This is a genomic window from Acinetobacter sp. YK3, from assembly GCF_001729365.1.
GTDB classification, from domain to species: domain Bacteria; phylum Pseudomonadota; class Gammaproteobacteria; order Pseudomonadales; family Moraxellaceae; genus Acinetobacter; species Acinetobacter vivianii.
In genome coordinates, this window is sequence record NZ_LZPJ01000134.1 from 1 (window position 1) to 18,345 (window position 18,345).

Consider the following 18,345-nt stretch of genomic DNA (forward strand, 5'->3'; position numbering starts at 1 on the left):
AATCCAGCTCCCGCTACCAAGTTTCTAAAAAGAGGCTCACAATAAGGTGGGCCTTTTTGCACAGTGGGCTAAGCTTTTCTGTGTAACATAGGGGCGATTTACGCCCTTTTTTATTGGTTGTTTAGCTATCGTGTAGTTGTTCGACATCAATTGGTCAAATAGTCGTGCTTCACTATACGGTTAAGATTGATTGGCTCGTATAAGAGCGACGAGAGTACATGAAATTATCAAATAAATCACAAGCATTGCATGATCTTATTGCGCCAGCTGTAGCTGCGTGTGGTGTAGATCTGTGGGGGATTGAATTCCTGCCACAAGGTAAGCGTTCTTTACTACGTATTTATATAGATAAAGTCGTAGATGAAAATGCTGAACCTGTCCTCAATGAAGATGGTGAAGTTGAACTCGGGCGTGGTATTGGCGTTCAGGATTGTGTTCTGGTAACACAACAAGTGGGTGCAATGCTTGATGTCCATGATCCAATTTCGGGTGAATATGCTTTAGAAGTATCATCACCGGGTTGGGATCGTCCATTTTTCCAACTTAATCAATTACCTGCCTATATCGGGCAACAAGTGGCTTTACGATTAATTGCTGCTGTCGAGAACCGTCGCAAATTTCAGGCGAAATTACTTTCTGTAGACTTGGAAAATGAAATCATTCAGGTTGAAGTTGAAGGTAATCATGTGCTTGAAATTGATAGTAATAATATTGATAAAGCAAATTTAATCTATCAAGACTAATATTAACTTAATTTTATAAGAAATCGGTAGGTGACTTATGGGCCGCGAAATTCTTACCGTTGCAGAAACGGTTAGTAATGAAAAAGGTGTTAGTCGTGAAGCGATCTTCCAAGCGTTAGAGCAAGCACTTGTTGCGGCAACGAAGAAAAAGTTTTACGAAGGCACACATTCTGAAGAAGCTCAACTCCGTGTTGAGATTGATCGTAAAACTGGTGATTACCGTACCTTCCGTCAATGGACAGTTGTTGCGGATGAAGATCATGAAATGCCAGCATGCCAAGACGCAATTTCTGATGTAGACCCTGCGAAATGGTCAATCGGTGATGTGCGTGAGCTTGAAGTTGAATCAATCGAGTTTGGTCGTATTGCTGCGCAAATCGCTAAGCAAGTGATCGTACAGAAGATTCGTGAAGCAGAGCGTGCACTGGTTGCAGATGCGTATGAATCTAAAGTCGGTGAGTTGATTTACGGTGAAGTGAAAAAGCAAACCAAAGATGGCTTTATCATTGATCTTGGTGACAACGCTGAAGCTTACTTGGCGCGTGAAGAAACCATTCACAAAGAAATTTTACGTCCTAAACAGCGTATCAATGCAATTTTGTACAATGTAAACCGTGAAGGTCGTGGTGCACAATTATTATTGTCTCGTGCACGTCCTGAAATGCTGATTGCATTGATGAAGAAAGAAATTCCAGAAATTTCTGAAGAAATCATCGAAATTAAAGCAGCAGCGCGTCAACCGGGTGTTCGTGCTAAAATTGCAGTGAAAACCAATGACCATCGTATTGACCCAGTAGGTGCATGTATTGGTATGCGTGGTACACGTATCCAAGCTGTACAGCAAGAGTTGAACGGTGAGCGTATTGATGTGGTGGTGTGGTCTGATGATCCAGCACAATATATCGCAAGTGCGTTAGAGCCAGCTGATGTATCAGGTATTGTCCTTGATGAAGATGCACGTAGTGCTGACATCATCTTTGCAACCAATGATCAGTTAGCGCGTGCAATTGGTTCGCAAGGGCAAAATGTTCGTTTAGCATCTGAATTGACGGGTTATAAACTCGACATGATGTTAGAAGAAGAGTATCGTGCTCGTCAGCAAAATGAAGCACAGCAATATTTAGACATGTTTATTACACGTCTTGATATTGAAGAAGACTTGGCAATGGCATTGGTTGAAATGGGCTTCACTTCATTAGAAGAGATTGCTTACGTTCCAGCTGAAACATTTGACGAAATCGAGCTTGAAGCTGATTTGGTTGAATTGCTACAGAGTCGTGCGAAAGAAGCTGCTTTGACGGATGCATTGAAACAGCAAGAAAATATTCAAGAGCCAAGTGCAGAACTTCTCGGTATGGAAGGTATGACAACTGAGATTGCGTATGCATTGGCGGCGCGTGGTGTGGTTACTGTTGATGATTTGGCAGACCAGGCAACTGACGATATTTCTGATATCGAAGGTTTAGGTCATGACAAAGCGGGTCAGTTAATCATGAAAGCACGTGAATCATGGTTTAACTAGGAGATAATAGATGACGGACAAGTCGATTCAAGAGTTAGCACTCAGTGTAGAACGTCCTGTAGAGAAACTCCTGGAACAGGTTCGCGAAGCAGGCTTACCACAGCGTAAAGCAGATGACATTATTACCACTGAACAGCAAGATACTTTGGTCAATCACTTGAAAAAAGTACATGGTCAGGAAAGTGGTAACACAGGAAAGATTGCGTTGAAACGTAAAACAACGAGTACTGCTAAAGTTACAAGTACTTCAGGTAAAGCAAAAAGCATTAATGTTGAAGTTCGCAAGAAACAAGTTTTTGCTAAGCCAAATCCAGAGTTACTTGCAGCTGAAGCAAAAGCGCGTGTAGAAGCAGATGCTAAAGTACGTGCTGAACAAAAAGTACGTGATGAAGCAGATCAAAAAGCTCGTCATAGCGCTGAACAAAAAGCAAATGCAACATTAGAAGCAATGCGTGCAGCGCATACTTCTGATAGTTCAGGTCAAACTACTGCGAAAGCAGCTGTTGTGGTGAAAAAGCGTAATAGCGACAAGGTCATTAAAGCCCCTGTTGTTCGCCCTACAGAAACACCAGAACAGAAAAAAGCACGTGAAGAGCAAACTGCTCAGTTGAAAGCGACTGAAGAAGCAGTACGTCGTAAAGCAGCTGAAGAAGCGCAGCAACGTACGCTTGAGCAAATGCGTCAGATGGCATCAAAATATTCAAATGATGATGCAACTGCAACCATTCGTGTGATTGATGATTCACCTTTAGCTGCTGGTCTTGTTGGTCAGGCATATGAAGATTCTTTCAATAAGGAAGACCGTGAAATCAAACGCGGTGGCGCGACTGCAAACCCACGTGGTGGTAAGAAAGGCGGTCGTGGTGGCGATGCTCAGTCTGAACAAAGCTTTAGCAAGAGCCATCACAAGCGCGGCTTGAAAACAAGCCAAGCCAACAAGCATGGTTTTGAAAAGCCTGTGAAGAAACAGGTTTATGATGTAGAGATTGGTGAGAAAATCATTGTTGCCGATCTTGCACAGAAAATGGCTGTTAAAGTTCGTGAAGTAATCAAGACCCTCATGAAAATGGGTGAGCTTGTTACTCAGAACCAAGCGATTGATCAAGATACCGCTGTACTTGTCGTTGAAGAATTGGGTCACAACCCAGTATTAGTTTCTGATACACAAGCAGAAGATAACTTATTGGTTGCAGCTGAAGAAGCACGTGGTGAGCAAACAACTCGTCCACCAGTCGTTACAATCATGGGTCACGTTGACCATGGTAAAACGTCATTATTGGATCGTATCCGTCGCTCTAAAGTGGCAGCGGGCGAAGCGGGTGGTATTACTCAGCACATTGGTGCTTACCATGTTGAAACTGAGAAAGGCATTATTACTTTCTTAGATACACCGGGACACGCAGCGTTTACGTCTATGCGTGCACGTGGTGCGAAAGCAACTGATATCGTGGTACTTGTTGTTGCTGCTGATGATGGTGTAATGCCACAAACAGCTGAAGCAATTGACCATGCGCGTGCTGCTGGTACGCCAATCATTGTTGCAATCAACAAAATGGATAAAGAATCAGCTGATCCAGATCGCGTATTAAACGAATTGACCACCAAAGGTATCGTACCTGAAGAGTGGGGCGGTGATGTTCCAATCGCTAAAGTATCTGCACATTCTGGTGAAGGTATCGATGGTTTACTTGACCTGATCCTGATCCAATCTGAATTGATGGAACTTAAAGCTTCTGCTGAAGGTGCGGCACAAGGTGTTGTTATTGAAGCACGTGTTGATAAAGGCCGTGGTGCAGTAACCTCGATTCTTGTACAAAACGGTACATTGAACATTGGTGACCTTGTATTGGCAGGTTCATCGTATGGTCGTGTACGTGCAATGTCAGATGAAAATGGTCAGCGTATCACTTCTGCAGGTCCATCAATTCCTGTAGAAATCTTAGGTTTACCAGAAGCGCCAATGGCGGGTGATGAAGTTCTTGTTGTCAATGACGAGAAGAAAGCACGTGAAGTTGCTGATGCTCGTGCAGACCGTGAACGTCAAAAACGTCTTGAGCGCGCAAGCTCGATGCGTCTTGAAAACATCATGGCATCAATGGGCAAAAAAGATGTTCCAACAGTTAACGTGGTACTCAAAACTGACGTACGCGGTACTTTGGAAGCATTGCATGTTGCACTTGATGAGCTTGCAACTGATGAAGTTAAAGTCCGTGTAATCGGTTCTGGCGTAGGTGCAATCACCGAGTCAGACGTAACGTTGGCTGAATCTTCAGAAGCAGTATTGTTAGGCTTCAACGTACGTGCCGACAATACAGCACGTCAAAAAGCTGACCAAGATGGTATCGATATTCGTTACTACAGCATCATCTATCAATTGATTGACGATGTGAAAGCTGCAATGAGCGGTAAGCTTGCACCTGAACACCGTGAGACAATCTTGGGTGTTGCTGAAGTGCGTGAAGTCTTCCACTCAAGTAAGTTTGGTGCAGCAGCAGGCTGTATGGTACTTGAAGGTGTATTACACCGTAACAAGCCAATTCGCGTATTACGTGATGACGTGGTTGTGTTCCAAGGCGAGCTTGAATCTCTTCGTCGCTATAAAGAAGTGGTTGAAGAAGTTCGTGCTGGTATGGAATGTGGTCTTGCAGTCAAAGGCTATAAAGACATCAAGGCACAAGACAAGATCGAAGTGTATGATGTTCAATTGATTAAACGGAGTCTTTAATGGCGGGTAGCCAACGCTTAAAGCGCATGGCGGATTCGGTACAGCGTGAGTTGTCTGAGCTTATCCGTCAGGAGCTTAAAGATCCACGTCTGGGTGGTCTTGTGACCATCTCAGCCGTGAAAGTCAGTGCAGATATGGGATATGCTGAAGTATATGTCACTGTAATGGGCCGTGAACTTGGTGATGACCAAAGTGAAGCTGCAAATAAAGAAACCTTAGATGTCTTGAATAAAGCATCTGGTTTCCTGCGTCATGAGTTGAGTCGTCGTATCAAGACACGTATTACGCCAAGATTGCGTTTCCATTACGACAAGACCAATGCCTATGGTAACTATATGTTTGGTCTGATTGCTGAAGCGGTTAAAGATCTGCCTGAACAAGAGCAAGATGAACAAAAGTAAATAGATATAAAAAAAGCCACCTTCGGGTGGCTTTTTTATGCGCTGAATAAAAGTGTTAATCTTTCTTCAAAGGATGACGACGGTAGCGTTGCCAAGGAAGAGGACGATTTAACGCTTCTGGTACATCACCACTGGTTGAGCGTAAACGTAAGTGAATTGCCGCTTGAGCCATCAAATTCGCTGATACTGGCGCAGTGATAAATGCAAATAAAGTAATCAGCAGCTCTGCAAAACCAAAACGGCCTTGTGTCGCTGAGAAGATCATTGCAGCGATCAGGAAGCTCCCGAGGCCCAGCGTACTGGATTTGGTCGGTGCGTGTAGACGCATAAATAAGTCTGGCAGGCGGATCATGCCGATCGAACCGACCAGCATAAAGAATGCGCCAAACACCACAAAGAATGAAATGATAATCTCAAAAATCAATTGCATGCTGGAGCTCCTTAATCAATCACGTGACCGGTTGTGAAATAGCGGGCGAGGGCAGCGGTTGAAACAAAGCCCAGCATCGCCACCAGAAGTGCGCCTTCAAATAAATTGGTGCTGACCCAATAAATGCCCAATACCACGATTAAACAGGTAGCATTCAGGAAGAGTGTATCCAGTGCCAGCAAGCGGTCAATCACAGAAGGGCCGACAATCAGACGAATCAGACACATGAACATAGAGATGGTGATCGCAATTAAACCAATACCCAATGTATAAGGTAAAATAGTCATTTGGTTGCTCCTTCTGCTGTAATCTTCACGTCAAAGATTTCGATTAAAGGCATTTCATAGCGCTTTTTGATGTCCTGAATATCTAGCTCGGCATTATCGGTACTGAGCGCATGCACCAGAATATCACCACGTTCCTGATCAATACCCGCCGAAACTGTACCCGGTGTGGTGGTAATGATCATTGCCAGCAAGGTATTCACTTGTTCGTGTTCGGTTTCCAATGGAACGCGATACCATTTAGGATGCAATTGATCCATTGGTCCGAGTACCATTTTAGCAACACGGAAATTAGAGATCACGATATCCCAAAGCACCACAAAAACCAGTTTAATGGCAGGCGTCCAGTGAATATGTGGTGTTCTGGCAATAAATGGACTCACTAAACGTGCAATCCCGACTGCCAGAATCACGGCAATTAAAATATCAGTTGCATCCAGACTGTGAGCCAGCATTAGCCAGCTCAGGAAAATCAGAACAGACACAAATGGATGTGGGAACCAACGGTCAAGCAAAGATGATTTTTGCATTAGTGATCCTCCATTGGTTTTAACTGCGTGTTATTTGGAATGGTCGGTGCTTCTAAAACCTGCCCAGCGATTTGACGCTGTTTATATTCGGAAATATGTTCACCTTGTAAGGTCGGCTTGGAAATAATATCCGGAATCAATACGGCATTATGATCTTCTACTTCACCACCATATTTAGTTTCAGGCAAATAGCTTGGATCGTAAGGCTGAACACTGATTGGACGACCTTGTGCATCATTTTTCAGAATAGTCTGGTTATACAATGCATGGTTCTGGATTTGCTGAGCAGTTGCTGTGGTATAGCTTTGTATTGGCGCAGCAAAAACCACATAGGCCATCAAGCTGGCAAGCAGAATGTAGATTGCCTTGTCATTACGTTTTGGTGCAACTTCAGGTAAGGCCTGATATTCGGCATAAGCAGCTTCTTTCTGGTCTTCTTCTGGAGGCGTTGCGCGCCAGAACAGAATAAAACCAACACGTGTCAGCGCGATAATGCTGAGCAAGCTGACAATCAAGATGACTGCAATGATCCAGCCTTGATAGGGCGTTTCAGCTGTGGCTTGTAAAATAAAGACTTTGCCCAAGAAACCACTGAAAGGTGGTAAACCAGCCAACATTAACGCAATGATGAAATAGGTAAATGCTGCTGCTTTTTCCTGTTTGATTTTAGGTGCAACTTTCAAATGATCTTTGAAAGAACCACGTTGTGATGTCATCCAGCCACAGAATAAATAGAATGCGGCTGCGATTAAGGTACTGTGTACCAAATAATAGAGTGCCGCAGCCCATGCTGCTGTATTGAACATGGCAATTGCAATCAGCAAGGTACCAATCGATGACAACACCATAAAGCCGACAAAACGACGGAGACGTTCAGCACCAATTGCGCCAACCACACCATACAGTGAAGTAATTAAGCCTATGACCAATAAGCAATTCTTGAAAATGCTCTGTGCCATAGCATCATCAAACACGGTTCCATTGACACGTAAAATCGCGTAGATGCCGACTTTGGTCATAATGGTAAACAGTGCTGCAACAGGCGTACTGGCAACGGCATAGGTTTTTGGTAACCAGAAGCCGACAGGTAGCATGGCTGCTTTAATACCAAATACCACAAACAGTAAAAAACCACCTGCAATTGCAAGTTTGTGCTGATCACCATCCAAGGTCGGTACAAGACGACCGACATCGGCCATATTTAAGCTACCTACACTGCCATAGATCATCCCTAAACCGATCAGGAACAGGGCAGAGGCAAGTAAGTTAATGGTGACGTAGTGAATTCCGAGTTGAAAACGTGGACGACCTTGACCGTGTAATAGCAACACATACGAAGCCATCAACAGGATTTCAAAAAATACGAATAAGTTGAACAAGTCGCCTGTGAGGAATGCACCTGCGATTCCCATCAACAGGAAATGCACCATGGTATGGAAATAGCGTCCACGCGTGTCCCAGTTATCGCTTGCGAACCAGATTACAGGTACGGCAAGAAGATAAGTGAGCACCAGCATAAATGCAGAGAGTTGATCGAGAACCAGAACAATACCAAAAGGTGCAGACCATTCACTGAGTTGATAAACCGTGATTTGGCCGGTACTGGCAATCGAGAGGTAACTGATTGCGGTGATCAGACCTAAAATTGCTGAACCCAGACTGATACCGCGACGCCAAGGTTGACGCCAATCGTGTTTTAAAGAACCTGCACCCGGATTACCCAGTAAAATCAAGATAAAACTGGTAAAAGCCGGAATTAGAATACTGATAATCGGAGCGTGAGCGTGCCAGAAAGTATAAAAATCAAACATTATGGCTCATCCTCACGTGGGTCATAAGTCAAGGTAGGTTCTTCTTTGGAGTCGACATGATCAGTACCTGATTCATAACGGCTGCGTAAGGCAAGTTGCACAATAAATGCTGTGGTTGCAAAGCCAATGACAATAGCCGTCAAGACCAGTGCCTGTGGCAATGGATCGGTGACTTTGGTGGCTTGTGTCAAAACAGCAGGGGCGTTAATTTGCAAGCGCCCCATTGCGAACAGGAACAGGTTGACCGCATAACCAATCATGGCAAGGCCAAGCACAACAGGAAACGTTCTGGCACGTAGAATTAAATAAATACCTGTTGCCGTTAATAAACCAATCCCTGAAGCGAGTAAAAATTCAATACTAACCATTTTCTTTATCTCCACTTGGGATCGGGCCTGACATACTGGAGTGACGTGAGTCCCCCAAGACCGAGATCAATAACATGGCAGCCCCTACAACGGTAATATAGACACCAGTATCAAAGGCAACAGCCGATGCAAGGTGCATTTTTCCGAGTAAAGGTGCTTCCACATAAATATGTGCACTGGTGAGGAATGGACGCGCCCAGAACCAAGCTGCAATACCAGTTAAGCCTGCAATGGTTAAACCTGAACCAATCCACAATTCATAAAGACGTCCAGATTTGGCTTTGATCATCTGTTCAGTCTGGTCTTGTCCCAGCACGATGTACTGGATCACCAAGGCCATTGAGGTAATTAAGCCCGCAATGAAGCCACCACCTGGAAGGTTATGACCGCGCATGAAAATATACACACTGACTACAAGTGCAAGTGGCAAGATCCATGACGCAGTAATACGTAACATCAGTGGAGATGGGTTAAAACGATAAGTCAGACCTTGTGTCATAGTCGTGCCATGCGCACGCATGCCATCCATCAAGCACAGCGCACCAATTGCCGCGATGCCCAATACGGTGATTTCACCGAAGGTATCGAATCCACGGAAGTCCACGAGGATAACGTTGACGACATTTGATCCACCGCCAAGTGGAATCGCCTGTTGCATGAAGAACCATGAAATTGAATTATGGTCACGTGTCAGTAACAACCATGCAATCCAGCCAATCCCTAAACCGCCTGCGATTGCCAGACTTGCATCTCTCCAGCGACGTGAACGACTTGATTCATATGGCGTCAGTTGCGGTAATAACGACAGACTCATTAACAGTAAAACCGTCGTAACAACGTCTACGGTAATTTGGGTTAATGCAAGGTCAGGTGCAGACATGGTCACGAAAACCATGGTCACCACTAAACCAACCGCACCACTGATTAGAACCGCTTTGATTCGTTCATGATGGAACCAAAGCATCATCCAGCAACCAGAGAACAATGTGAGCCATAAAACGATAGCCACCCACGGTGCATGTGTCAGCTCTCGTGTACCTGTGGTGAGTCCCTGATTCAACAGCGGCAGTGCCACCATGACAATACTAAAGAGGACGATCCAGAGCAGATAGCTTTGCAGAGAACCATTTTCGGTGGTCTGCTTCATGCGGCGACTGCTGAGCAGTAAATGTTTCAGGAATAGATCGAATAGGACTCTGCCCTGAAATTTACCCAAATGAGGATCAAGATCAATCTTGCGAATGCGTCCGTCTTTCGCTAGTGCGAAATAGAACAATGCCCCACCAATCAAGGCAATCACACTCATTAGCAACGGTGCATTAATCCCATGCCAAATCGCAAGATGCACACCTTCAAATTCAGGTTGAGCCAAACTTGCACGTGTTACGCTATTCACGAGCGTGCCAGCGAGTAGGGCAGGGAGGATACCGACCAAGATACATAAAGTCGCAAGAATGATTGCAGGTAAGCGCATGCCTAATGGTGGTTCATGCGCATCTTTATTTGGAACCTGTTTACCAAGTGGGCCATCGAAGAAGACACCGTGAACCAGACGAATCGAATAACTCACCGCAAAAATACCTGCCAAGGTCGCAACGATCGCTGAGATCACCATGACTGGGCCAGATAGATTTGCCAGTAATTCAGTAAAGAACATCTCTTTGGAGATGAAACCATTGGTCAGTGGAACGCCTGCCATAGATGCAGCGGTGATCATGGTCAGGGTGGCAGTGAATGGAAGCAGTTGCCAAACGCCACTGAGCTTACGTAAATCACGTGTACCCGTTTCATGGTCGATAATCCCTGCAATCATGAACAATGCCGCTTTAAAGGTGGCATGGTTAATGATGTGGAATACAGCCGCTGCAACTGCGAGCGGTGAACCGATACCGAGTAAGCAGACAATCAGACCTAAATGACTAATGGTCGAATAAGCCAGTAGTCCTTTGAGATCTTCTTTGAAAATCGCAAAACCTGCGGCCATACACAATGTGAATAAACCGACAAAAGTAACGATGTTGTGGTATAGCGCAGCACCAATAAAAATAGGCGCTAAACGTGCCAGCAGGAAAATCCCTGCCTTAACCATTGTTGCCGAATGCAGGTAGGCCGAAACAGGCGTGGGTGCCGCCATGGCATTGGGTAACCAGAAGTGAAACGGGAACTGCGCACTTTTGGTGAAAGCCCCAAGTAAAATTAACAGTAAGGTCGGAACAAAAAGCTCATGTTGCTGAATGGTATCTTTCATCAGCACCAGTTGATCAATTTGATAGGTGCCTGTGATTTGACCCAGTAAGACAAAGCCCCCCAGCATTGCCAAACCACCCATTCCTGTGATCGTAAGTGCCATACGGGCACCACGCTGGGCAGCATCATACTGACTCCAGTAACCGACCAGCAGGAAAGAGGAAATACTGGTTAACTCCCAAAACACCAATAACAGGATCAGGTTGTTGGAGAGCGAAATCCCGAGCATTGCTGCCATAAACAGCATTAATAATTGATAGAGTTTACTGAGCGAGTTCTTCGGGCTGAGATAATAATAGGCATAAATATAAATGAGTGTGCCGATACCGCTAATCAGCAGACCAAACAATAAACCTAATGCATCTAGGCGAAAACTAAGATTGATTCCAAGCTGTGGAAGCCAGTCCCAGCTTTGTTGCAGGGTATTGCCCTGAAGAACCGTTTCTGCCTGAGTAAGAAGTAAAATAAAACAGCTAAGGCTGATGCCAATCGCCCCAAGTGCCGTCACGCCCCGTGAAATACGTTGCAATTGTGAGACAAGGGTGGTGCCGAGTATGAGCGGTAATAGGATAATAATCGGTAGCACACTGGTATCCATGTCGATGATTTAGGTCGAGACCTAAGGGTGAATTTTTTTCAAGACTTACAGGCACTCAAAGAGAATACCAAAAACTTTAAATCTTGAAGCCCAATCAAGTTAACGGAGGCAGCAAGTTGTATTGCACAACTTGAAAATAAAAAATGAGATTTATTTTACTACAAAACATCAATAAAAATCTGATGTTATTACATGAAAATAACAACACTTTTTGTTTTAAACCACAGAATTATCCAGTTCGGGCAATCGTTTAAAGTGGGCTCTCCTGAGGGGTGTCATCTATCTTGAGCAAGTTGATTAAATCGCTCTTTTCTTGTTCATTTAGACCCTGAATCTGATGAAATAAATCATCCACTTTGTTCGATAAAGGATCAGCTTGGAGCAAATTTTGTTGTTCGATTAAGCTCATTTCTTCTGCTTGCGCTAACTCTTGATACAAGGCTGAAAGTTGCTGTTGGGATGCGTCCAGATCGATTTCATAAATGCCTTTTTGATCCAGTTTCAGGCATTGGTATTGCGCAGCATGCTCAAGCAAAGCATCGCGGTTGCCTGTGCTAATAATTTGCAGACGAGGGAATGCTTCATGTAAGCGCGCCAGAATTTCAGCACACATATGCTGGTCGAGCTGATGATCAATCTGATCAATCAGCAAAATGCCTTCACCTTCCAGACAGGGATTAAAACAATGCTGATTCAATAAACACAATCGTCGGCTAATATCTCCCACCAGCGCAATCCATGCTTTCATCGAAGCAGAAAGCAGTTGAAATGGCAGCGTCTTTTCCTGATAGCGCACCATTAACTGAAGTTTGGGAACGTATTGAATGTAAATATCATTCAGTTCGGGAAAAACAGTTTGCAGACTGCTTTTCAAGGCATACAAATTCGGTGCAGATAACTGTTTAGGATGATTGACCAGTTCCTGCTGCAATTCTTGCAAAATTTCTGACTGGTTTTGCTGATTAAAATCGTTGCCCATTAAGCGTCTGACAATGTGAGCCGAATGCGCATTCTCCACATCACTGATTTCACGCAACCATTCAAAAAAACGCGCAAAAGTGGTGTAAGGAATTGCAGTCAGATCATAGGCGGCAATTTCCTGCAAAGTCCCTGGCGTATTTTTACTTTGTAAATTAATATCTTGTACAAAGCGTTCAGCGGGATAATAGGCGATCAATGGCAAGCCAAGTAGCGGATCCTGCTGATTGGTTTTCTGGTACAGCGTTACCAGTTGGTCGAGTTGCTGGGTTTCCACCTGACTGATGCCAACACCTTGTGCATTGAAGGTTTTGTACAACTTCCACATGCAAGTTTGTGTATCTTCGGTCTGTGCAGTACTACTTTCAGGCAAAGCGCCATTCAGCTCGCTGCTCATGCGGACATGAATCTGGATTTTGGCTTGTAGTCTATTTAACAGAATATCCTGATCGGCAATCACTACCCCAGCGGTGCGTATATCTTTATAGCGTGCAGAAAACCAGGTCAGGCTTTGGTAGATATTTTTTAAAATCGTGCTTTTACCAGTGGCCTGATCACCCAGAATCAAGGTAATGGGGTGTTGTTCAGGATAGAAATCGAGTTTTAAATCCCGAAACATCCCGATGTGTTTAAATAGAACCGATTCAAGTTGCATAAGCTGACCTCAATCATGAGCGCTTTAACCTGCTGACTGACGAAGACTTGAGGGCGCCCGCTGTTTTAATTGTTGTATTAAGTCGTATAAATGATGAATATTTAAACTTACTTTAGCACGCGTGCAGGCCACGTAAAGTAGTCTTAACTCTTCATCTGTAATTTTATGTTCCATTCCATTTATTTTAAATTGGTAATCGTCTTCGATATGAACCCGGTTCCATTCCAGACCTTTGGCTTTGTGTGCAGTTGAAATGACATAATCCGCCTGTTCAATCGGCGTAATTTTTGCCAATGCTTTTTTCAGCGGTTCAGTCCCGTGATCATCCACCAGCTTCACTAAAGGTTTGATATCGCTACCATCATTGGTTTCACAATATTCATGCACATCATGCCATGAGTTGAACCAAGCCAGTTCAGGCACATCTGTAATGCGTTTACCTTGTTTCAGCAAACTTGCGGCATCGACAAAGCGGCTGAGTTTTTGATGATCGGCTTGCAGACTGACTTTATCGCCATGTACTAGACCAGAAAGCAGTAACTCCATCGCGCGGGCATTGGTACGGCAGAGGATGGCATCACGCATTTTGGTGTGCGGTTTATTCACCACACTCGATTTTACATTTGGATTACCGAGTAAGGGAACGGTTTCATTCAATGCACCGAGCAAGCTGTTGGCAACATCAGCAATCGCTTCACCAAAACGGAAAGAAGTGGTGAGACGACTTTCAGGCAAAGGCATTTGTTGCATGGCATTGATTGCACCACGCCATGCATAGATTTGCTGATGCGCATCACCAACATAAATCACTTGGGTACTTTTTTGACGCAGTAAAATGCCCAACATCAATGGGTCTGCATCCTGTGCTTCATCGAACAGCACATAATCGGCAGGAATATTCGGTTCTGATAAGGCCCATAGTTTCAGGTAAATATCATGCCCGATACCAGCCTGATGATTCGGATCAATCGATTCCAACCAACGGCGTTCTACCGCAGGGTAAAGGTGCTGCTGTAAGGCTTCAATATCATCCAGATGTAACCAGCTCGGTGCCTGAATATGTCGTGGTGCAGGGTATTGGGAACTGGTTGAGCAAAAGTAGCTCACCGCATTGGCCACCAGACTGGCTAGACGGCTGGGCATCAACACATATTTTTCATAACGTCCGCCCATCAGACGGCGTAGGGTAATTGGCTCTAAGCGATATTCTTTGGCAATAAAACTTGGGCTGAGACGGGGCAGACGTAATTTGTCGGTGACTCCACGTGGAACACTGCGAAATGCCAGTGAATGGAAGGTACGACAGTTTACGTTGCCATGAAATTTATTCTGTGCTTCTGAAGCAATCGCCTTGTTAAAGGCCAGATACATACCACGCCGCTCAGGCATGGCATCACTGATCATTTGCAAAGTGGTGGTTTTACCTGTGCCAGCATACGCAATCACTTTAAAAGATTGACCTAAACGGGCATTGTCTATGGCAATGGCTTGCTCATAGGTGGCTTTTGGTTTTTCTATATTTGACACAGGCTCTATTTACGCTTCTTTACTACGGTTCGCTTTTTCAACTAAACCAGACAAACCTTGGCGACGTGCTAGCTCATCCAGTACCACTTGCGGATCAAGGTCGAAATAACCCAGCATGACAATACTGTGGAACCAGAGATCAGCGACCTCATAAACCAGATCGTGTTTATTTTCTAGTGAGGCATGTACTGCATAATCTTTGGCAGCGATAATGCTTTCGACACTTTCCTCACCGACTTTTTCTAAAATTTTATTGATGCCTTTTTTGTACAGGCTGGCAACATAAGAGTTATCTGCTTTGGCATTTTTGCGTTCTTGCATCAAACGCCCGAGATAAGCAAGCACATCAACCTGTTCACTTTGAACGTGATCATGTGCTTCAACTTTTGCAGATGCGCCGTAAATCGCTGTTGGATCTTTGAGTTGGGCATCTACGATTTCCCAACCTTGTGGGGTGAGCTTGCGATAGAAGCAAGATTCACGGCCCGTATGACAGGCAATGCCACCATGCTGTTCAATTTGTAGAATAATGACATCGGCATCGCAATCGAGACGAATTTCATGCACGGTTTGAAAGTGCCCGGACTCTTCACCTTTGTGCCACAACTTTTGACGTGAACGCGAGTAATACACCGCCTGATTTTTTTCAGCAGTGAGTTGCAAAGCCTCACGATTCATCCACGCAACCATTAACACTCGACCAGTTTGATGATGTTGTGCAATGGCAGGAACAAGACCATTGGAATCAAATTTAACTTCATCTAACCAGTTTGACATGAGTGAAAATCCATTGGGTGGAAAGCAGCTAGTGTAGCGTTTGTGGCTGGGGTTGGCTATGCTTGTGGGGTAAAAAATCGTGGATAGGGCATTAAAGAGCGTTTGAGATTTCAATCAAATTCTGATCTGGATCACGAAAATAAATCGAAAGGATTTTTCCCATCGCACCTGTTCTTTGCACAGGACCTTCAATGATTTCAATCTGCTGTGCCTGAAGGTGTGCAATTACTTCATTGAGTGGTGTTTCCGCAATAAAACATAAATCGGCTGAACCTGCGGTCGGTCGAAATGCTTTAGGTTCAAACTCTTTGCCTGCTTGATGCAGATTAATTTTTTGAGTGCCGAATTGTAATGCCTTGCGGTTTTCACCGAAATCAATGACTTTAAAGTTCAGGGCAGATTGATAGAAATTACAAGTTGTCTCAATATCGGCAACGGTCAGAACCAAATGATCTAGATGGCTAATTTTCATATTTCACTGTGCTCATTCATATTCAGGGACAGATGCATTGGTATTTTTCAATGTATGGTTTGATCCAGCATAATGTGCCACTTGCTGATAATCCAGTTGTTGAAATAGTCCTGTTTTTAGACCTGAAATGGTGATTGCCATTTCTTTACGGAAGTAGGGAATTTGATACATCCAGGGGAAAGTCAGATCACGTATGCCGCCCGCCCACCAATGATCAGATTGATACAATGGCGTTAATAATCGGCTGAGAAACTGGTAGAACTGGGTCGAAGAATGTCGATGTTGATGGTAGTGTTGCCAGAGCATCGGCCAGTCAGTTTGCTGATGATGGGTTGCAGCCTGTAAGGATTGAGAAAAGGCCCATGCATCCAGTAAAGCCATATTGGCACCTTGTCCCAGTTGTGGACTCATGGCATGGGCAGCGTCACCGATCACACCGATTCGACCTTGTCCAAATTGTGACATCACCACATCACGATATTGAGCGGATAGCCATTGCGGTTGATTCTGCTCATTTGCCAAAAGCTGTTTGAGCCATTCTCCAACTTCAGGCCAACGATCGCCGACTTGCTTTAACCATTGTTGTTTCGCTGATTCATCTTTTAGAAAAGCGCCCAGTTGCGGGGTAGGCAAACTCCAGAACACGCTAGAAAGGCGTTGCTGTGGAGCGGTCGGGATTGCACCTGTAGGCAGCACACCCATCATGATTTTTGAGCGGTCATAAAATTGATGCAAAATTTCAGGATTTAATTTTGGGCATTCTGGCACGATACTCCATGCTGCACCCCACGGATAAGCCTGATCCACTTTTACCCATGCTTTAGGGCGTAACTGGCTACGTGCACCATTGGCAATCAGTACCGCATCAAAATGTTCATCAAATTTCTGTTGCTGATACGTACCGAATAGCCGAACTTCATGGGCACTTTCCTGAATCTGGTCGATCGAGTGATTCATCCGCCAAGTGACATGACTAGAATATTCAGCCAGCTTTTGGATGAGAACGTGACATAAAGTTGCACGATGAATGCCGAGTCCATACAGATTGCTGCCTGCCTCACGATAATGACTATTTACCAGCAGTCGTTTATCTGCAAGCTGACCTTCTAATCCTGTGACTCTCGCGCCTAATTTTAGTGCAGATTCAAGTACACCTAGATGTTCAAATACGGCTAAACCTGCGGGTTGTAAAAGTAAACCTGCACCCACAGGGGAAAGTTCATCAACCTGTTCAAATAGCGTGACTTGATTGCCTGCACGTGCAAGTAAAATGGCTGTGGCAAGTCCAGCAGTACCTGCACCGACAATCGCAAAGTGTGGAGTTTTCATTGCTTATTCTTATAAAGTCTTTATTGGAGCATTCAGTGATGATCTTAACTGATCTGCACGACTTTTTAAAAATGAAAATCTAAGCGCTTTTTTAAATAATAGATGGGTTTATTTAGGTTGATCTTGCCCAGTGGTCATTTTGAGGAGGGTGCGGTCTTTTTTGATAAAGTGGTGATATAGCGCTGCGCCTGCATGCCCGAGGATCAACATCCAGATCAGCCATTGTCCAAGAATTTGCTTATGAATAAAATCAATCGGTTGCTCAAATTCTTCAAAGGTTAAGCCCAAGCCTTGTGAAATCGAGCTTTGGAACAGGGCTGTATGCTCAAATTGGGGAATCTCAAACAGGAAAAAGAATTCCGTATTTACACTAGTACCTAAATAGCCTGTTAATGGTGCAATAATCATAATGGCATATAAGGCAAAATGCCCTGCATGCGCTGCAAAAGTCATGAGCGGGCTGGCAGGTTCTAACTTCGGTTGTGGATTGCTGAGACGCCAGATCATGCGAAGGGTGACAAGCACTGCAATACTTACCCCGACAGAAAGATGCATTTGTAGAGCAGTCCAGTTTTCAGCTGTACCTTTTTCGGTAAACCAATGGCGGTAATAAACACTGCAATAGGCACATAAAAATAGCAATGCTGTGGTCCAGTGTAGCCATTTTGCAATTGTGCCGTAATTCTCTGCGCTATTCCTTAAACTCAAATTTGCATCCTTTCACATCTGTTTTTTTTAATTTGATTGCCTTAGTCGTAACTTCGATGAGCAATCAGCAAAAAATGATCATCTACTTCTCAAAACAGGAAAAGGGCTTAGGTAAGGATGGCCTAAGTTCAATATAAAATTTTCCTGAAATGATTTTTAAATTGAAAATTGGCTGCGTTTTTGCTGGGTTTTAAGAAAAAATGAATTTGAGGGCAAAAAGAAAGGCCATATCTATCGATA

General features: G+C 44.3%; 16 protein-coding genes. 4 read left to right on the forward strand and 12 right to left on the reverse strand.

The window, feature by feature from the left end; all coding sequences use genetic code 11:
- Nucleotides 1-218 precede the first annotated feature (218 nt).
- The 4 genes from rimP to A9Z07_RS16015 are packed head-to-tail and all read left to right on the forward strand — an operon-like array spanning nt 219 to nt 5,391.
- The gene (rimP, locus tag A9Z07_RS16000; RefSeq protein WP_004774094.1) at nt 219-743 is read left to right on the forward strand and encodes a ribosome maturation factor RimP; all 525 of its coding nucleotides are present in this window, start codon (nt 219-221) and stop codon (nt 741-743) included.
- Nucleotides 744-780: 37 nt separating this feature from the next.
- A complete protein-coding gene (gene nusA, locus A9Z07_RS16005; RefSeq protein ID WP_004774096.1) occupies nt 781-2,265 on the forward strand; it encodes a transcription termination factor NusA in 1,485 nt (494 codons plus the stop codon).
- A 10-nt stretch (nt 2,266-2,275) separates the two neighbouring features.
- Nucleotides 2,276-4,990: a translation initiation factor IF-2 gene (infB, locus tag A9Z07_RS16010; protein ID WP_004774098.1), complete on the forward strand. Its 2,715-nt coding sequence runs from the start codon at nt 2,276-2,278 to the stop codon at nt 4,988-4,990.
- On the forward strand, nt 4,990-5,391 hold the full coding sequence (locus A9Z07_RS16015; protein WP_004774100.1) for a ribosome-binding factor A: 402 nt from the start codon (nt 4,990-4,992) through the stop codon (nt 5,389-5,391). The genes infB and A9Z07_RS16015 overlap by 1 nt, the downstream gene beginning before the upstream one ends.
- Before the next feature lie 55 nt (nt 5,392-5,446).
- Here A9Z07_RS16015 and A9Z07_RS16020 read toward each other — a convergent pair whose 3' ends face one another.
- The 12 genes from A9Z07_RS16020 to A9Z07_RS16075 form a co-directional block, all read right to left on the reverse strand.
- Nucleotides 5,447-5,821, reverse strand: a complete 375-nt coding sequence (locus A9Z07_RS16020; protein WP_004774101.1) for a Na+/H+ antiporter subunit G — start codon at nt 5,819-5,821, stop codon at nt 5,447-5,449.
- An 11-nt stretch (nt 5,822-5,832) separates the two neighbouring features.
- Complete coding sequence (locus tag A9Z07_RS16025; protein WP_069579827.1) at nt 5,833-6,108, reverse strand: monovalent cation/H+ antiporter subunit F; 276 nt, start codon at nt 6,106-6,108, stop codon at nt 5,833-5,835.
- Nucleotides 6,105-6,635: a Na+/H+ antiporter subunit E gene (locus A9Z07_RS16030; RefSeq protein WP_069579828.1), complete on the reverse strand. Its 531-nt coding sequence runs from the start codon at nt 6,633-6,635 to the stop codon at nt 6,105-6,107. Before A9Z07_RS16030 ends, A9Z07_RS16025 begins: the two co-directional genes overlap by 4 nt.
- The gene (locus A9Z07_RS16035; protein ID WP_047431449.1) at nt 6,635-8,446 is read right to left on the reverse strand and encodes a monovalent cation/H+ antiporter subunit D; all 1,812 of its coding nucleotides are present in this window, start codon (nt 8,444-8,446) and stop codon (nt 6,635-6,637) included. The genes A9Z07_RS16030 and A9Z07_RS16035 overlap by 1 nt, the downstream gene beginning before the upstream one ends.
- Nucleotides 8,446-8,814 (reverse strand): Na+/H+ antiporter subunit C, encoded by a 369-nt coding sequence (locus tag A9Z07_RS16040; RefSeq protein WP_004774108.1) that lies wholly within the window; start codon nt 8,812-8,814, stop codon nt 8,446-8,448. The genes A9Z07_RS16035 and A9Z07_RS16040 overlap by 1 nt, the downstream gene beginning before the upstream one ends.
- Nucleotides 8,807-11,659: a monovalent cation/H+ antiporter subunit A gene (locus tag A9Z07_RS16045; protein WP_005255459.1), complete on the reverse strand. Its 2,853-nt coding sequence runs from the start codon at nt 11,657-11,659 to the stop codon at nt 8,807-8,809. The genes A9Z07_RS16040 and A9Z07_RS16045 overlap by 8 nt, the downstream gene beginning before the upstream one ends.
- Before the next feature lie 250 nt (nt 11,660-11,909).
- Nucleotides 11,910-13,292, reverse strand: a complete 1,383-nt coding sequence (locus A9Z07_RS16050; protein WP_069579829.1) for an ATP-binding protein — start codon at nt 13,290-13,292, stop codon at nt 11,910-11,912.
- 24 nt (nt 13,293-13,316) lie between these two features.
- Complete coding sequence (locus tag A9Z07_RS16055; RefSeq protein ID WP_004774114.1) at nt 13,317-14,819, reverse strand: UvrD-helicase domain-containing protein; 1,503 nt, start codon at nt 14,817-14,819, stop codon at nt 13,317-13,319.
- 9 nt (nt 14,820-14,828) lie between these two features.
- Nucleotides 14,829-15,596 (reverse strand): bifunctional phosphoribosyl-AMP cyclohydrolase/phosphoribosyl-ATP diphosphatase HisIE, encoded by a 768-nt coding sequence (gene hisIE, locus A9Z07_RS16060; RefSeq protein WP_069579830.1) that lies wholly within the window; start codon nt 15,594-15,596, stop codon nt 14,829-14,831.
- Nucleotides 15,597-15,687: 91 nt separating this feature from the next.
- Entirely contained in the window at nt 15,688-16,068 is a 381-nt protein-coding gene (locus A9Z07_RS16065) for a VOC family protein (RefSeq protein ID WP_069579831.1), read from the reverse strand.
- A gap of 12 nt (nt 16,069-16,080) precedes the next feature.
- Nucleotides 16,081-17,397 (reverse strand): FAD-dependent oxidoreductase, encoded by a 1,317-nt coding sequence (locus A9Z07_RS16070; protein WP_069579832.1) that lies wholly within the window; start codon nt 17,395-17,397, stop codon nt 16,081-16,083.
- A gap of 108 nt (nt 17,398-17,505) precedes the next feature.
- Nucleotides 17,506-18,105 carry a cytochrome b gene (locus tag A9Z07_RS16075; RefSeq protein WP_069579833.1) on the reverse strand — a complete coding sequence of 200 codons (600 nt, stop codon included), beginning with the start codon at nt 18,103-18,105 and terminating at the stop codon, nt 17,506-17,508.
- Between the last annotated feature and the right edge of the window lie 240 nt (nt 18,106-18,345).

Bases quoted from the DNA above. Each gene is read 5' to 3' on its own strand.
- rimP (WP_004774094.1), top strand. From the start codon at position 219: ATGAAATTATCAAATAAATCACAAGCATTGCATGATCTTATTGCGCCA.
- nusA (WP_004774096.1), top strand. From the start codon at position 781: ATGGGCCGCGAAATTCTTACCGTTGCAGAAACGGTTAGTAATGAAAAA.
- infB (WP_004774098.1), top strand. From the start codon at position 2,276: ATGACGGACAAGTCGATTCAAGAGTTAGCACTCAGTGTAGAACGTCCT.
- A9Z07_RS16015 (WP_004774100.1), top strand. From the start codon at position 4,990: ATGGCGGGTAGCCAACGCTTAAAGCGCATGGCGGATTCGGTACAGCGT.
- A9Z07_RS16020 (WP_004774101.1), bottom strand. From the start codon at position 5,821: ATGCAATTGATTTTTGAGATTATCATTTCATTCTTTGTGGTGTTTGGC.
- A9Z07_RS16025 (WP_069579827.1), bottom strand. From the start codon at position 6,108: ATGACTATTTTACCTTATACATTGGGTATTGGTTTAATTGCGATCACC.
- A9Z07_RS16030 (WP_069579828.1), bottom strand. From the start codon at position 6,635: ATGCAAAAATCATCTTTGCTTGACCGTTGGTTCCCACATCCATTTGTG.
- A9Z07_RS16035 (WP_047431449.1), bottom strand. From the start codon at position 8,446: ATGTTTGATTTTTATACTTTCTGGCACGCTCACGCTCCGATTATCAGT.
- A9Z07_RS16040 (WP_004774108.1), bottom strand. From the start codon at position 8,814: ATGGTTAGTATTGAATTTTTACTCGCTTCAGGGATTGGTTTATTAACG.
- A9Z07_RS16045 (WP_005255459.1), bottom strand. From the start codon at position 11,659: ATGGATACCAGTGTGCTACCGATTATTATCCTATTACCGCTCATACTC.
- A9Z07_RS16050 (WP_069579829.1), bottom strand. From the start codon at position 13,292: ATGCAACTTGAATCGGTTCTATTTAAACACATCGGGATGTTTCGGGAT.
- hisIE (WP_069579830.1), bottom strand. From the start codon at position 15,596: ATGTCAAACTGGTTAGATGAAGTTAAATTTGATTCCAATGGTCTTGTT.
- A9Z07_RS16065 (WP_069579831.1), bottom strand. From the start codon at position 16,068: ATGAAAATTAGCCATCTAGATCATTTGGTTCTGACCGTTGCCGATATT.
- A9Z07_RS16070 (WP_069579832.1), bottom strand. From the start codon at position 17,397: ATGAAAACTCCACACTTTGCGATTGTCGGTGCAGGTACTGCTGGACTT.